The 15,859-nt window shown below is 51.6% G+C and carries 10 protein-coding genes; 6 read left to right on the top strand and 4 right to left on the bottom strand.

Annotation, left to right across the window (positions count from 1 at the left end; genetic code table 11):
• The first annotated feature begins 72 nt into the window (after positions 1–72).
• Positions 73–930, top strand: coding sequence for a quinoprotein dehydrogenase-associated putative ABC transporter substrate-binding protein (locus ACH50O_RS00185; protein ID WP_446810057.1), 858 nt, complete (start codon positions 73–75; stop codon positions 928–930).
• A 45-nt stretch (positions 931–975) separates the two neighbouring features.
• Here the strand turns inward: ACH50O_RS00185 and malQ are convergent, their stop codons facing one another.
• Genes malQ through glgC form a run of 3 tightly spaced genes read right to left on the bottom strand, consistent with a single transcriptional unit; the run spans position 976 to position 5,428 of the window.
• Positions 976–2,448, bottom strand: coding sequence for a 4-alpha-glucanotransferase (gene malQ / locus ACH50O_RS00180; protein ID WP_446810056.1), 1,473 nt, complete (start codon positions 2,446–2,448; stop codon positions 976–978).
• Positions 2,449–2,466: 18 nt separating this feature from the next.
• A complete protein-coding gene (locus ACH50O_RS00175) occupies positions 2,467–4,158 on the bottom strand; it encodes a glycoside hydrolase (protein WP_446810055.1) in 1,692 nt (563 codons plus the stop codon).
• Positions 4,148–5,428, bottom strand: a complete 1,281-nt coding sequence (gene glgC, locus ACH50O_RS00170; protein ID WP_446810054.1) for a glucose-1-phosphate adenylyltransferase — start codon at positions 5,426–5,428, stop codon at positions 4,148–4,150. Before glgC ends, ACH50O_RS00175 begins: the two co-directional genes overlap by 11 nt.
• 215 nt (positions 5,429–5,643) lie before the next feature.
• Between glgC and glgB the strand changes: the two genes are divergently transcribed.
• From glgB to ACH50O_RS00145, 5 genes are all read left to right on the top strand, one after another.
• Entirely contained in the window at positions 5,644–7,821 is a 2,178-nt protein-coding gene (gene glgB, locus ACH50O_RS00165; RefSeq protein WP_446810053.1) for a 1,4-alpha-glucan branching protein GlgB, read from the top strand.
• Positions 7,822–7,832: 11 nt separating this feature from the next.
• A complete protein-coding gene (gene glgA / locus ACH50O_RS00160) occupies positions 7,833–9,266 on the top strand; it encodes a glycogen synthase GlgA (RefSeq protein WP_446810052.1) in 1,434 nt (477 codons plus the stop codon).
• On the top strand, positions 9,256–10,041 hold the full coding sequence (locus tag ACH50O_RS00155) for a type II and III secretion system protein (protein ID WP_446810051.1): 786 nt from the start codon (positions 9,256–9,258) through the stop codon (positions 10,039–10,041). Before glgA ends, ACH50O_RS00155 begins: the two co-directional genes overlap by 11 nt.
• A 226-nt stretch (positions 10,042–10,267) precedes the next feature.
• On the top strand, positions 10,268–11,275 hold the full coding sequence (locus ACH50O_RS00150; protein WP_446810050.1) for an extracellular solute-binding protein: 1,008 nt from the start codon (positions 10,268–10,270) through the stop codon (positions 11,273–11,275).
• The gene (locus ACH50O_RS00145) at positions 11,276–15,040 is read left to right on the top strand and encodes an EAL domain-containing protein (RefSeq protein ID WP_446810049.1); all 3,765 of its coding nucleotides are present in this window, start codon (positions 11,276–11,278) and stop codon (positions 15,038–15,040) included.
• On the opposite strand, the gene ACH50O_RS00140 is transcribed toward ACH50O_RS00145, so the two are convergent.
• Entirely contained in the window at positions 15,021–15,857 is an 837-nt protein-coding gene (locus tag ACH50O_RS00140; RefSeq protein ID WP_446810048.1) for an HlyC/CorC family transporter, read from the bottom strand. The genes ACH50O_RS00145 and ACH50O_RS00140 overlap by 20 nt on opposite strands.
• Between the last annotated feature and the right edge of the window lie 2 nt (positions 15,858–15,859).

Below are 15,859 nucleotides of genomic sequence, written 5' to 3'. Positions count from 1 at the left end.
GTGAAGCAAGCCTTGGCCGAGCAATCGGCCAAGGCTTTTTTACGTATAGACTCCAGCTAAAAGGAAACTGCGATGAAAATGCTCCCGACCGCCTCGACACTATTAATGACGGCAATCTTGGCCGTATCGGCCACTCCTGCTAACGCAAAAGATAAATTCAGGGTTTGCGCAGACCCGATAAATCCACCCTATTCCACTAAAGAGCAAACCGGTTACGAAAACAAAATTGCCGCCTTATTTGCCGAACAACTGGGACAAGATCTGGAATACACTTGGCTGCCCGAACGAATCGGTTTTATCCGCAATACCTTAAAAGCGGAGAACGATAATGGCGAAGGCTTTAAATGCGATCTGGTGATGGGCGTGCCTGCGGGTTACGATCTAACCGACACCAGCAAGCCCTATTTTCATTCGACCTACGTGTTGCTAATAGCCAAGGGCCGCGGCTGGGACGAGATCACAGACAGTACCCAATTAGCCAATCTTCCGTTGGACAAACAGGAAAAGCTGAAGATAGCGATGTTCGACCGGGGACCGGGAACCGAATGGCTACAGAAAAATGGCCTGCTGGAACAGGGTATTCCCTATCAAAGCATGACCGGCGACAGCGAACACAATATCGCCATGCAAATCGAAAAAGACTTGCGCTCCAAAACCATAGATATGGTGATTCTATGGGGCCCCATGGCCGGTTATGTGCAGTCGCAAGCGCCCAAGGGCAGCTACATTGCAATACCGATGAAATCGGAACCGGGTATGAAATTTGATTTTTCGATTGCGATGGGCCTACGTCAAGGCGACAACAAACGCAAACAGACAATAAATGAATTGATCGATAAAAATCTGGACAAAATCCAAGCGATTATTGCCAGTTACGGCATCCCGCAACTGCCCATCCCGGCAGAGACCGGCAAAAAAGACGACGATTGAAAGCGGGGGGCCGGCGCTAGCGACTTTCCCCGCCAACAAGAGTCGCTAACGGCCGAACAGTCTGACCAAATGCGCGAAATGACCGGCTTTATCGCCGGTTAACTGCGACCAATCGAAGCGCCAACGCCAATTTCCTTCAGTTGTGCCTGGCGTATTCATCCGATCGGGCGAACCCAATTTCAAAATATCCTGCATCGGAATTACCGCCAGATTAGCCACCGATCCAAACGCGGCATGAATTAACGCGCTAGGCATAGGCAGACTCGACCAGCCGAGATAGTCGTATATACGCTGTTTTTCGCCGTCGCTGAGCCCTTCGAACCAACCCAGCGTCGTATCGTTATCGTGAGTACCCGTATATACCACGCTGTTTTTTTGATAGTTGCAGGGCAGATAGGGGTTGCGGCTGTCGTCGCCGAAAGCGAACTGCAAAATCTTCATCCCCGGCAAATCGAAATCGTCACGCAAGGCTTCCACTTCTTCGGTAATAATACCCAAATCCTCCGCGACCAACGATAAAGACGCGAATTGCTGTTGAATAGCGGCCAGCAACTCCGCCCCCGGCGCTTTTACCCATCGGCCATTGATCGCGGTATCCTCGTGAGCCGGAATTTCCCAAGCGGCCTCCAAGCCGCGAAAATGATCTATCCGCAAAATATCGAACATGTCGTACTGGGATTTAATCCGCTCCAACCACCATTTGAAGCCGGTCTTCTGCAGATACTCCCAATCGTAATGCGGGTTCCCCCAACGCTGACCGTTCTCCGAGAAGTAATCGGGCGGCACGCCCGCCACCGTGTCCATTTCGCCCGCAGCATTAAGCTTGAACACCGATCGATTGGCCCAAACATCGGCACTATCGTAGGAGACAAAGATAGGAATATCGCCGAACATCAGTACGCCATGTTTAGCGGCGTAATCTTTTAACTCATGCCATTGCCGAAAAAACACATACTGCTCGAACTTGATGGTTTCAATCACCGCCTTTAGCAACTGTTTCGATTCGTTCAACGCCTTGGCTTCGCGCTGCCTTAAGGCTTCCGGCCATTGATTCCAGCTTTTATGTCCAAACACATTCCGCAGAGCGATAAACAACGCAAAATCATCCAACCAATCGGCTTTGTTGATACAAAACTGTTTAAAGTCGTGCTGTTGCTCGGCATCTGCCAGGGCTTGAAAACCGTAAAACGCTTTGGTTACCAAGCAACTCTTGGTGTATTCGGCATTAGTGTGACAATCGCCGCAGCGATCCGTGGTTTGCAACCAGCCTCTATCAGCCAACCAATCGATACTGATCAAGGCAGGATTGCCCGCATGCGCGGACAAGCATTGGTAAGGCGAACCGTCGCCATGCGTCATCCCTAACGGCAGGGTCTGCCAGACGGTGGCACCGATATCGTGCAGGAAGTTGACAAAATTGAAGGCTTCCTTACCTAAATCGCCACACTCTCCACGGCCGGGCAACGATGTTATATGTAGCAAGACACCTGCGCGGCGTTTATCCAAGAGAGCACCCATGTTGTTCGTTCCGATTGATTAAATTTGATTCCCGCGCCGCATCGCACCACCCATCGCCGGACTACCGCTACCTTGCGTGAAAGATAAGGCCAGATACGGCGGCGGGTCTTCGCCTAATAGTCGATAGAGATTGCTCAGATTGAGCCGGTACTGTTTTTCAAAATCGCTGACGGCTTCACCCGGATTATAGTCGCCAAACCACCAAAACCAGTCCGAGCCTTCGCACACACCTAATTGTATATGCGCTACAGCCAATTGTGCTTCGGACAGCCTACCGTTAAGCACGGCCCGATCAAAAGCCGCCTTGACATCGCCCAGCATATCCCAACCGCAATTTTTATCGGCATCGCCGATCCAGGTTGAAAACGTGCCGTACACCCAACTACCGGCTACCAACCTGGGCAAATAGCCAATATGAGCCGAAGCGCTTTCCAGATATTCGGAGTAGGTAGTTAATTCGATTCGGGGATGCTCGCTGAGCCGCTTATACAAAGCACTAAGAAAATGATACCCGTTATCCGGAAAATATTCCCAAGCATTTTCGCCGTCCATGATGATCGATACCAAGGGCGCTTGTTTTTCGTAGTTAGCAATATTTTCCAGATGTTGGATCAGGTCTGCCACCGCGTCATCCGCGTGCCATTTTGAGTATTCGAAACCGATCAAATCGGATAAGCCGTCGTCGCGAAAAAAACAGGCAATATCGGCCGATTCAAGCCTAAACGGCCGATGACTGCTATCCGCATTGCCGACCCCGGACGCGTGCCTGCTGTTATGCAACACATTGCCGCCGCTGGCCGTCCATTTGAAACCAAAATCGGATAACACCTGTAAAGTACGCGTACTGATACTTCCCTCGGAAGGCCAGCAGCCTTGCGGCTCGAAACCGAAAAAGTGTCTAAACGTTGCCAGCCCTTTTTGTAAATGCCAGCGCACCCGTTCCTCTCCGCCGGGGTACTGATGCAATGCCGGCAGGGAAACGCCTGGCATCGCCTCGCAAGCGCTGTTGATATCCAACATTAAAGGCATGATGGGATGAGCGTAAGGCGTTACCGAAAGCTCGACCCGGCCCTTTCTGGCTAAGGCTTTATAACGATAAATAACTTTGGACAATAGATCACCGATGATCTCCACGATCTCGATCCTATCGTGCAAACTAAATCCACTGCCTTTTTCGATCAACCGCTGCACTCGGCTGTCGCTAAGTTTAACCGTCTCCCCCATCCACGCCAGGTGATACCAAACCAGAATATCGGATATGAATTGGGAATTGACGTAATTGACCGAATCCTGATGCGATTGAATCCAATCGGCCATATCGATTAATTTACGAAAAGCAGGGTAACGTTCAATCTGCCGCTCCCGATTAGCTTTTTTGCAATCGCGCAACAGCTTCAAGCGTTTTTCGGGATCGGCCGAGACGGTCGGCTCGACTAAAGCCGCCAGCAAAGGATCTTTAATCGCAATCCTGTCGTGCAAATAGCCGCTAACCTGATTGGAATAGTCTTCAATCTGCTCCAGCAGAATCGGCGCAAAATTCACGACCGCCTTCGCGGCCGGGGTCGCCTCCAGATGCGCGACCATATCCACATAATCCTTGATCACATGCAGATAGGTCCACGGCAATTTGAATTCACCGCTCTGCATGTCGCGGTACTCCGGCTGGTGCATGTGCCAACACAGCACCAGCTTGAGCTTTTTATCGGACATAATTCCGTCTTTGTCCCAGCATATCGGATGTCACCAACACCACTCCGCCCTCGCTGACATGAAAACGCTTCTCGTCTTCCGCCCTATTCTCGCCTATCACGGTACCTTCGGGTATTTGACATCCTTTTTCGATGATGGCCTTGGTAATTCGGCAATGTCTGCCGATATTCACCTCGGGCAAAACCACGGAATCCTGCACCGAGCTGTATGAATTGACCCGCACCATGGAGAACAGCAGGGAGTGGCGCACTGTGGCGCCGGAAATTACGCAGCCGCCGGAAACCATGGAATCGATAGCCTGACCGCGCCTATCGTCGTCGTCGAACACGAATTTAGCCGGCGGTGTTTGCGCCTGATAAGTCCAGATCGGCCAAGTGTTGTCGTACAGATTCATGTCCGGCTTAACCCCCACCAACTCCATATTGGCGGCCCAATATGCGTCTATGGTTCCCACATCGCGCCAGTAGCTTTGCTGCCCGCTTTGCAAATCCAAAAACGGGTAAGCATTGATCCGGTATTTTTCGATTACCGACGGAATGATGTCTTTACCGAAATCACGGCTGGAGCCTTTGGTGTCTGCGTCCTTGATCAATTGTTCGAACAAGAAGCCGGCATTGAAAATATAAATCCCCATGGAGGCCAGCGCGGTGTTTTCCCGTCCCGGCATGACCGGCGGATTTTCCGGCTTTTCGACGAAAGCTTTGACCCGGCGATTTTCGTCCACATGCATCACGCCGAACGCTTTGGCATCTTCCAGCGAGACTTCGATGCAGCCGATAGTCAGATCGGCCTTGTTGGCGACATGATCCGCCAACATCACCGAATAATCCATCTTGTAAATATGGTCGCCGGCCAGTACCAATACAAACTCCGGGTTACGGGCACGCAAAATGTCGATATTTTGATAAATCGCATCGGCGGTGCCTTGATACCAGGAATGTTCGTCGTGGCGTTGTTGCGCCGGCATTAAATCGACATATTCGCCAAATTCGCCGCGCAAAAACCCCCAACCTTGTTGAATGTGGCGAATCAGCGAGTCGGCTTTGTATTGAGTAAGAATACCGATCTTACGAATATCCGAGTTGATACAATTGGATAAAGGAAAGTCGATGATACGGAACTTACCACCAAACGGCACCGCCGGCTTGGCCCGCCAGTCGGTCATATCCTTCAGCCGCGATCCGCGTCCGCCAGCCAGAATTAACGCAATGGTATTGCGGGTTAAATCATTGACCCGTCTCTCCGTTTGATGTGTATCGACGACTGACATGTGTATCCTCTTTCAATTAAATAAGCTGTACCGCCAAAATCCGACTGCAACCGACATTTGACAGATTTCTCGACCTGCCACTTGCCGCGTAGGGTCATTATCGTTACTCTTCACGGAAAAGTAAAAACCCAAGCGATTTGATGCTGAAAAGTCGGTCATTACCAAAATTGCTATTCCTGCCAACCGATAACTAACTATAACTGAGGCATTGCAAAATGAACAAGCCAAGCAAAACCAACACGCTTGATTCAGAATTTATAAAACTCACCGAAGCAAAGCATCACGACCCTTTCGCCGTGCTGGGCCGTCATGGCCAAGGCAGCGATAACGTCATCAGGGTGTATTTGCCTTATGCGGAAACCGTGCGGCTCAGCCCCAAGGGCCCGGAATTCAAACGCATCCCCGATACCGATTTTTTCGAATACCTGCCGGGCAAGGAATCCATTGCGGAGCATTACCAATTGTTTTGGACGGACAAGGACGGCCACGAACATCAACAATACGACCCCTACTGCTTCGGTCCGGTACTGCCCGAGTTCGATCAACATCTGTTCGCGGAAGGCCGTCATTGGCACATTTATCAAAAACTCGGTTCGCATCTGCTCAGCGTAGCGGATATTCCGGGGGTGCATTTTGCCGTCTGGGCACCGAATGCGCAGCGGGTCAGCGTCATCGGCGATTTCAATCGCTGGGATGGCCGCTGCCATCCGATGCGCAGCCTGGGTAGCAGCGGTATCTGGGAAATTTTCATTCCGGGCTTGTCTGTCGGCTGCCTGTACAAGTTTGAGATTCTAAATCGCCATACCGGCCAGCTGCTGGTGAAAACCGACCCTTACGGCCAGCAATTCGAATTCCGCCCGCAAACCGCGGCGATCGTCACCGCGGAAGACAGCTATTCCTGGCAAGACGGCAGTTGGATGGAGCATCGCCCGCAACATGACTGGCTGCATCAGCCGATGTCGATCTACGAAGTACATCTTGGGTCCTGGCGGCGGGATCATCGCGGCAACTTCCTGAATTACCGCGAGCTTGCCGAACAATTAGTGGATTATGTCAAGGAACTGGGTTTTACCCACATCGAGTTACTGCCGGTTACCGAACATCCGCTGGACATTTCCTGGGGCTATCAAACCACCGGCTATTTCGCGCCAACCAGCCGCCACGGCACCCCGGACGATTTCCGTTTTTTCATCGATCATTGCCATCAAAACGGCATAGGCGTGATTCTGGATTGGGTTCCCGCCCACTTTCCGAAAGACAGCTTCGCCTTGGGCCGCTTCGACGGTACCCCGCTGTACGAACACGAGGATCCGCGCAAGGGCGAGCACCGCGACTGGGGCACTCTTATATACAACTACAGCCGCAACGAAGTGAAAAACTTCCTGCTGTCCAGCGCGTTCTTTTGGCTGGAGGAATTCCACCTGGACGGCCTACGTGTCGATGCGGTGGCGTCAATGTTGTATCTGGATTACTCGCGCGACGCCAACGATTGGATTCCGAATATGTATGGCGGCAATGAGAACCTGGAAGCCATCGACTTCCTGCGCCATATGAATACCGTCACCCACGAGCAACACCCCGGTACGGTAATCATGGCCGAGGAATCGACCTCCTGGCCGCAGGTGACCCGTCCCACCTGGACTGGCGGCCTGGGCTTCTCGATGAAATGGAATATGGGCTGGATGCACGACATTCTGCATTACATGCAGGAGCAACCTATCCACCGTTCTTACCATCACGACTCGCTGACTTTCGGCTTGCTGTACGCATTCACCGAAAACTTCGTACTGCCGTTTTCGCACGACGAAGTGGTGCACGGCAAAGGTTCGATGTTGAACAAAATGCCTGGCGACGAATGGCAGCGCTTTGCCAATTTGCGCCTGCTGTACACGATGATGTTTACCTATCCCGGCAAGAAATTGTTGTTCATGGGTTGCGAATTCGGTCAAGGCACGGAGTGGAGCTGCAACCGCACTTTGGATTGGTATGTACTGGATTACCCGCATCACAAAGGCTTGCAAACCTTGGTCAAGGATTTGAATAGACTCTATTCCAGCCATACGGCGCTACATCGCTACGACTTCGATCATCACGGTTTCGAATGGATAGATTGCCACGACTATCAGCAATCCATCATCAGCTACCGGCGGAAATCGGCGCATGAAGATCTGATCGTGATCCTGAACTTCACGCCGGTGCCACGAGAAAGTTATCGGATCGGCGTGCCTAACCCAGGCACTTACTACGAAATCTTCAACTCGGACTCGCAGTATTACGACGGCAGCAACACCGGCAACGGCGCCGTACTGTCCGAACCGCAACCTTGGATGAATCAAGACCACTCCATTTCAGTCACCTTGCCACCCTTGGCCGGCATTATTTTGAAAATGTAGTTTTAATCGTCATGAAAAAAATTCTGTTCGCGAGCAGCGAAACCCATCCCTTGATCAAAACCGGCGGCCTGGCGGATGTCGCCGGCAGCCTGCCCTTGGCCCTGGCCGAACTGGGCCAGGATGTGCGCATCATCATGCCCAATTACCAAGGCATCAAAAACTGCGAGCCCGGCCGTTATCTGTGTACCGTGCGAGTCAACAATTGCGACGTCAATCTATTGGAGACCCGTTTGCCGGACAGCGATTTGATTGTCTGGCTAGTGGATTACCCGCCGTTCTTCAACTTTCCCGGCAATCCTTATCTCGACGAGGCCGGCCGCCCCTGGCCGAATATCGGCGAACGTTTTGCTCTGTTTTGCCGCATCATCGTCGAAGTAGCGACCAACCGGGCCTATCTGGACTGGCACGCCGACATCGTGCACTGCAACGATTGGCAAACCGGTTTGGTTCCGGCTTTACTATCCCTGGAACCTAACCCGCCGGCAACGATTTTCACCATCCACAATATGGCTTATCAGGGCTTGTTTCCAGGCAGCACCTATGCGCAATTGAATTTGCCGGGACAATTGCTGCATCCGGACGGACTGGAGTTCCACGGCATGTTGTCGTTCATTAAAGGCGGCCTTAGTTATTCCGATCGTATTACCACGGTCAGCCCCACATACGCGCAAGAAATCCAAACGCCGGAATTCGGTTATGGCCTTGAGGGCCTGCTGGCGCACAAGCAGCAATATTTACTCGGCATTCTGAATGGTATAAACGTATCGGTATGGAATCCCGCCAACGATGCCTATATAGCCCAGCCTTACAGCGTCGATAAGCTGAAAGACAAGCGAATCAACAAATCCGCCCTGCAACAGCAACTGGGCTTACCGGTGGATGCGGAAATCCCCTTGTTCGGGTTAATCGGCCGATTGGTTGAGCAGAAAGGCATCGATTTAGTACTCAGCTGTCTGCAGGAAATGACGACGCTACCCTTGCAATTTGCCCTGTTGGGCAGCGGCGATAAAAGTATCGAATACCGGCTACAAGAGTTCGCACGCCTATACCCGGAACGCGTAGCCATCACCATAGGCTACGACGAACGCTTGGCGCATCAAATCGAAGCCGGTGCCGACATTTTCCTGATGCCGTCCCGCTTCGAACCCTGCGGCTTGAACCAAATGTACAGCCAACGTTACGGCACGATACCTATCGTCCGCAAAACCGGCGGTTTGGCCGACACCGTGGTGGACGCCTTGCCGGAAAGTATCGCCAACGGCACCGCCAGCGGCATCGCTTTTAACGATACCTCGGCAGCGGCATTGATCGAAGCAATAAAACGTAGCCTGGTGTTATTTCACAATCAGCCCGTATGGAAACAAATTCAGCGTAATGCGATGGTCAAGGATTTCTCCTGGCAAAACAGCGCGAATCAGTATTTAGCGCTTTACAATGAAATCTAAATCTTGGTTGAGCGTTCTGCTGGTTTCGGCCGGCATCGCGCTTGCCGACGAGGCGGCGATGGAAGTGATTCCGCTCGTTAACCGCCCCGCCTCGGAAGTACGCGCCTTACTGGCACCCTTGCTGGATGCCGACGACCGGGTGATCGATAACGGCTCAAGCCTAATCGTAAAATCCGCTCCCGCCAGACTCGCGGAAATCGAGGCGCTGATTCAGAAACTCGATACCCGCCTCAGCAATTTATTAATCAGCGTTTTACAAACCAGCAGCAAAACCGCCGCCGAATTAAACGCGGAAGCGAGAATTGCCGCATCGCCCAATACGATTCAAATGCGCGGCATGGTCGGCAACACCGAGGATTTGCGAAATCGGCAACAGCATCAGCAACTGCGTACACTGGAAGGCCAACCCGCTCATATCAAAACCGGGCAGGTACGACCCGTGCAGAATTACAGCGTTTACAGCTCGGCTTATGGCAACTCGGTGATCGGCAACACCCAAATGATGGAGGCCAGCACCGGTTTTGCGGTTACTCCCCACCTCACCGGCAACCAAGTGCTTATCGATATCGAACCGTGGTCGGATCGGTTCCAACGCAACGGCAATATGGACACACAATCCGCTCACACATCCTTACGCGCCAATCTGGGCGAATGGGTTGAAATAGCTGGAAATGCCGACGCAGAGCAAGCCGAAAGCTCCGGTTTCAATAGTTTTAACCGCAGTACCGAAAAAAATGTTTTACGGATTCTGATCAAAGTCGATCAGGCCGATTAACTCCTATCAGAGGCCTTCCACACCCAGCCATTCCAACCTGTTCCAAGCGACGAGATCTCGGCATTACGCTAAAATTATTTTCGGTTTTGTGCGGGGCGCCATAATAAAACTATCGTGCTAAGCGGAAATTAGAGGCGTATTGGGTATGATAATCCCGTCACATTCTTGCAGTAACAGTAAGATGAGCATCATCAAAATCCACAGCGCGTCGTTTCTAACATATGTTATGACGATAATCTGTTTAATCGCAGCGCCGAACGGGGTATCCGCCCGGGAAACCCTTCGAGTGTTGACCTGGGACGGGTATGCGGATAACGACGTGGTTTCTGCCTTCGAACAAAGATTCGACGTGTCGGTAGAAGTAACTTATGTAACCTCGGACGACGATCTTTGGGAAAAAGTCAATCGCGATAGCTACGACGTATTTGCCGTTAATACCGCGGAATTGCAGCGCTACATCGATCAAGGCCTAAGCAAAGCCATCACTTTGCAGAATATTCCCAATCACCGGCAACAGTTGCCGCGTTTCCAAAATTTAGAAGCGGTCGCCGGCCTAGTTCGCCAGGACAACACCTATGCCATCCCGTATACCTATTCGGAAATGGGTCTGATCTACAACCGAAAAATGGTTAAGGATAAACCACTTTCAATGGCGGCAATGTGGGACCCTGATTATCGAGGTCGGGTACTGGCCTTTAATACCAGCAATCACAATTTTTCTCTGGTAGGCTTGTTGATGGGCTTAGCAAACCCTTTCCGAATGGATCACGCCGAATTGGCACAAGCCGCGCGTGAGCTGGTGAAACTGCGTCGTAACGTATTGACGTTTTATGCCACCGCCGAAGAAGCGGCGGCACTGTTTGCCAAATACGATATCGCGTTACTATTCGGTAATTACGGCACCCAGCAATTGAAAGCGTTAATTGAAACAGGTGCCGACATCGGTTACGTCATCCCCCGCGAAGGCGCGCTGGCATGGCTCGATTGTTGGGCAATTACCAAAAATGCCAAAAACCCGGAACTGGCTGAAAAGTGGATAAATTATACCTTGGAACAAAATGTTAGCGAGCGCTTGACTGCGCGGCATGGTTTGGCAAACACCATCACCGCTCCGCCAAATACAAGCACCGAAGAAGACAACAACATTATATGGCTGGAACCGGTATTGGACCCGATGCACCGCAAAGCGCTGTGGGACAGAATCATTTCCGGCGAAGGGCCAGAGGCCTTTTAAATGCGCTTGAGCATAGGCATAAAACTAGGTTTCTGGCTGGCGCTGTTAGGCACAATATCAACCGGCCTAACCGGATATTATGTCTATGACCGCAGTCGGGCTATCCTGGTAGAAACGTCCAAAGACAAATTGCTCAATACCACGCAAGCCTTGGCCCATCGTTTTAGCGACGCCTTGGAGGCGACCGCCGCCGACGTCAAATTGCTGACCAATTTGTCTGTCAATGCGGAAATCGTTTTAGGAGAAACCCCGGCTCAATTGCCGTTACACAAAAAACAATTGGCGGGAATATTCATCAGTTTGTTGAAAGCCCATCCCGAATACAGTCAAATCCGCTTGATCGACGCGCAGCACTACGGCAAGGAACTGGTCAGAGTCGACAGAGACCGCGACGACTTAAAAGTTATCGCCGAAACTCAATTACAGGAGAAGAACCACTTCTCGTATGTGTTCGAAACATTACGGCTACCCGCCGACAGCTACTACACCTCCGAAATCAACTTAAATCAGGAACTTGGCACACATCTCGGTTACGGTAAACCGACGATCAGAATAGCCATGCCGATAAAATCCGCGGACACCACTATCGGCCTAATCGTAATCAATGTCGATCTTGACGGGCTGTTCGATAGAGTACGCAGTAATATCCCAACCGATCTCAAAATGTTGCTCAGCAACGATAGAGGGGATTATTTAATACATCCCGATAGCCAAAAAACCTTCGGTTTCGAACGTGGCCGCAGTTTTTTGATTCAAAACGACGTGCCTAATTTAAAGGCAATACTGGAAGGCCGGCAAAACTATTCCGTGTTTGCGACTAGCGATACGCAAAGTTTGGCAACTTCCTCCTTAGCTGCTTTCGTGAAACTGCCCCTGGATTCGACAGCGGGCCGGCATTTCGCAATTCTGGGCTTATATACGCCGCTAGAGAGTATTTTGGCGGAAAGCAAGACCTTGGGCAGGGATGTTATTGAAATAACCTTGCTGTTCAGCCTGCTGGCTAGTGTGACCTCGTTGATTTTGGCACGAGTGTTGTCAAAACCGCTCAATTCGATGACCACCACCATAGGTCAATTCGCGTTGGGACAAACCTTGCCGACCTTACCCACTCAGCGCGACGACGAGATAGGTTATTTGGCCAAAAGCTTTTTATCGATGACTGAGCAATTGAATGCGCAGGTTGCGGAATTGCATGCATCGGAAGCCAAACTGCACGCAATCGTGGACAATGCACCGATCGGCATCTGGCTGGTCGGCCTGGATCGGCGCTTTTTGTTTGTAAACAAAACTTTTTGCGATGCACTGGGCGTAACGGAAAACAATTTTACCGACAACAACCAACTTGCCGACGTGCTTGGCGCGGACATGGCGGCACGCTTTCTGGCAGCCGATCAGGAATGTTTGTACGATCCAAGCCAGCCGCATCAATCACTGGAGCTTATCCGATTTGCCGACGGCAAACGCCATACCCTACAAATAACCCGAACCCAATTGCTCGGCATGCACAAGGAAACAGTCGGCGTGATAGGCATCGCGATGGATATCAGTGAACGCCAACAAGCGGCAAATCGGGAGCGCGCCCACAACCGCGTGCTGGATCTGCTCTCCAAGGGCGCCGTGCTACCGGAAATGTTGCACGCCGTAGTGTTGGGGGTGGAAACGCAAAACCCCGATTTGATTTGCTCGATTTTATTATTGAACAGCGAAGGCAACCAATTGTTTATAGGCGCCGCGCCGCGCTTGCCCGATTTCTATAACGCCGCCGTAGATGGTTTGCACATTGGCCCGGGTGTCGGTTCTTGCGGCACTGCGGCATATTTTGGCCAACGGGTGATTGTCGAGGATATTCAGAACCATTTGTATTGGGTGCCATTTAAAGAGCTGGCAGCCAAGGCTGGTTTGGCAGCCTGCTGGTCCGAACCTATCCGTAGCGCTTCCGGCAAATTGTTGGGTACTTTTGCCATTTACCGGCAGCAACCCTCCGCACCAACGCCCGAGGACATACAGATGATCGAACAGGCTTCCAGCCTTGCAGGTATCGCCATCGACCGCAGCCGCGCCAACGAAGAACTGCAACTGGCCTCCTTGGTGTATCAAAACAGTAGCGAAGCGATGGCGGTCACCGACGCTCAAGGCATCATCATCAATATAAACCCGGCCTTCACCGATTTGACAGGCTACGCGCTGGACGAAGTAATCGGTAAACAACATAACATTCTGAATTCCGAACGCCAGGGCGACCAGTTTTACCAAGCGATGTGGCAAGCCATCAACAGCTGCGGCCATTGGAAGGGCGAGATATGGAACCGCCGTAAAAATGGCGAGGTATTCGCCGAGCAACTTACCATCAACACCATATTTAGCGCCGACGGCTCGCCGCAACGCCGCGTCGCGTTGTTTTCCGACATCACCCAGAAAAAACAGTCCGAAGAACTAATCTGGACCCAGGCCAATTTTGATCCGCTTACCGGGTTGCCCAATCGCCGCATGTTTCACGACCGCCTGGATCAGGAAATCAAAAAAGCCTCTCGCAACGGCTTAATGCTGGCATTGATACTGCTTGATCTGGATCGTTTCAAGGAAATTAACGATACGCTCGGCCACGACATGGGCGATTTGTTGCTAAAAGACGCCTCGCAACGGCTGTTACGCTGCGTTCGCGAATCGGATACGGTAGCCAGACTGGGCGGCGACGAATTTACCATCATCATCGGGGAACTGGAGGATACCGACAGCGCCGAACGCGTGGTGAAAAACATTCTGCAGCGGCTTGCCGAGCCATTTCAATTGAAAACCAAGGTAGCCTACGTCTCGGCCAGTATCGGCATTACCCTATACCCCAAGGACGCTGAGAAAATCGACAGTTTGATCAAAAACGCCGACCAAGCCATGTATGCCGCCAAACACCAAGGCCGGAATCGCCACTGCTATTTTACCCCGTCGATGCAGGAAGCCGCACAGGCCAGAATGCTGATTGCCGATGACTTGCGCAATGCCTTAGCGGCCGACCAATTTCAAGTTTATTACCAGCCCGTGATCGAATTGAACTCCGGCGCCATCCATAAAGCCGAGGCCTTAATACGCTGGCAGCATCCGGTGCGCGGCATGGTCAGTCCCGCCGATTTTATTCACATAGCCGAGGATATTGGCCTGATTGCCGAGATCGGCGACTGGGTATTTAAGCAAGCTGCTTATCAAGTGAAGCAATGGCGCGGGCAATACGATGAAGATTTTCAAATCAGCGTGAACAAGTCGCCGGTGCAGTTTTACGACAGCCACTCCCAGGACATTTGGCTGGAACACTTACAAGCGCTAGAGTTGCCCGGACAAAGCATCGTCGCGGAAATTACCGAGGGATTGCTGCTGGATGCCAGCAACGTGGTTAAGGATCAATTGCTGGCATTTCGCGACGCCGGCATTCAGGTATCGCTGGACGATTTCGGCACCGGCTATTCGTCATTGGCTTATCTGAAGAAATTCGATATCGACTATCTGAAAATCGATAAGTCTTTTGTCGGCAATTTAACGCCGGACTCCAGCGACAAGATTCTCTGCGAAGCGATTATAGTGATGGCGCATAAACTGGGCATGAAGGTAATTGCCGAAGGCATAGAAACCGAGCAACAACGGCAATTGCTGATCGAATCGGACTGCGACTACGGACAAGGCTATTTATTCTCCCGACCGGTGCCGGCCGACGCGTTCGAACAATTGTTAAGCCGGCACGCCAGCGCAGACGCTAAAATTACTTCAGTTTCAACTTGAGTAAGTGGACCCGGCGATTGTCCGCACGTAGTACCTCGAAATTAAAATCGTCGATCTCGACTTTTTCGCCTTTCTTCGGAAAATGCTCCAGACGCTGTACGATCAAACCGCCGAGGGTGTCGTACTCGTCGTCTTCCAGATCGGCGGAAAAATAGTCATTGAAGTCGTCGATAGGCGTAAGCGCACTGACAATAAATTCTTTCTCGCTACGTTGCGAGATAAACTCTTGCACTTCGTCGTCGTCATGTTCGTCTTCGATCTTGCCGACGATTTGTTCCAGCACATCTTCGATGGTGACCAGGCCCGCGGCATTGCCGTATTCGTCGACGACGATGGCCATATGGTTGCGCTCGGTACGAAATTCTTTTAACAACACGTTAAGGCGCTTACTTTCCGGCACCACGTTGACCGGGCGCATCACATCTTCAACTTTCAGGGTTTTGTCGCGCAGCGCGTGAGCCAACAAGTCTTTCGCAAGTAATACTCCAACCACCTTGCTACGGTCTTCTTCGATGACGGGGAAACGGGAATGGGCAAATTCGACAACTAGCGGAAAAATAGTTTCCAATTCCGCGTCTCTAGGCACTACCACCATTTGCGAACGGGGAATCATAATGTCGCGAACCCGCATTTCGGCAACATGCATGACGCCTTCCATCATGGACAGCGCGTCGGAATCCAGCAGATGTTTTTCTTGAGATTCTCTCAGTATCTCCAGCAAATCTTCCTGATCTTGCGGCTCCCCACTCAGAAAATGACCGATGCGCTCGATCAAACTCTTATGGGGTTGACTACTCGGGGGGTTACCATCGCTCATTG

Source organism: Methylomonas sp. 2BW1-5-20 (assembly GCF_052474515.1).
The sequence above is the reverse complement of the archived record's forward strand: the minus strand, read 5'-3'. Positions and strand labels throughout refer to the sequence as shown.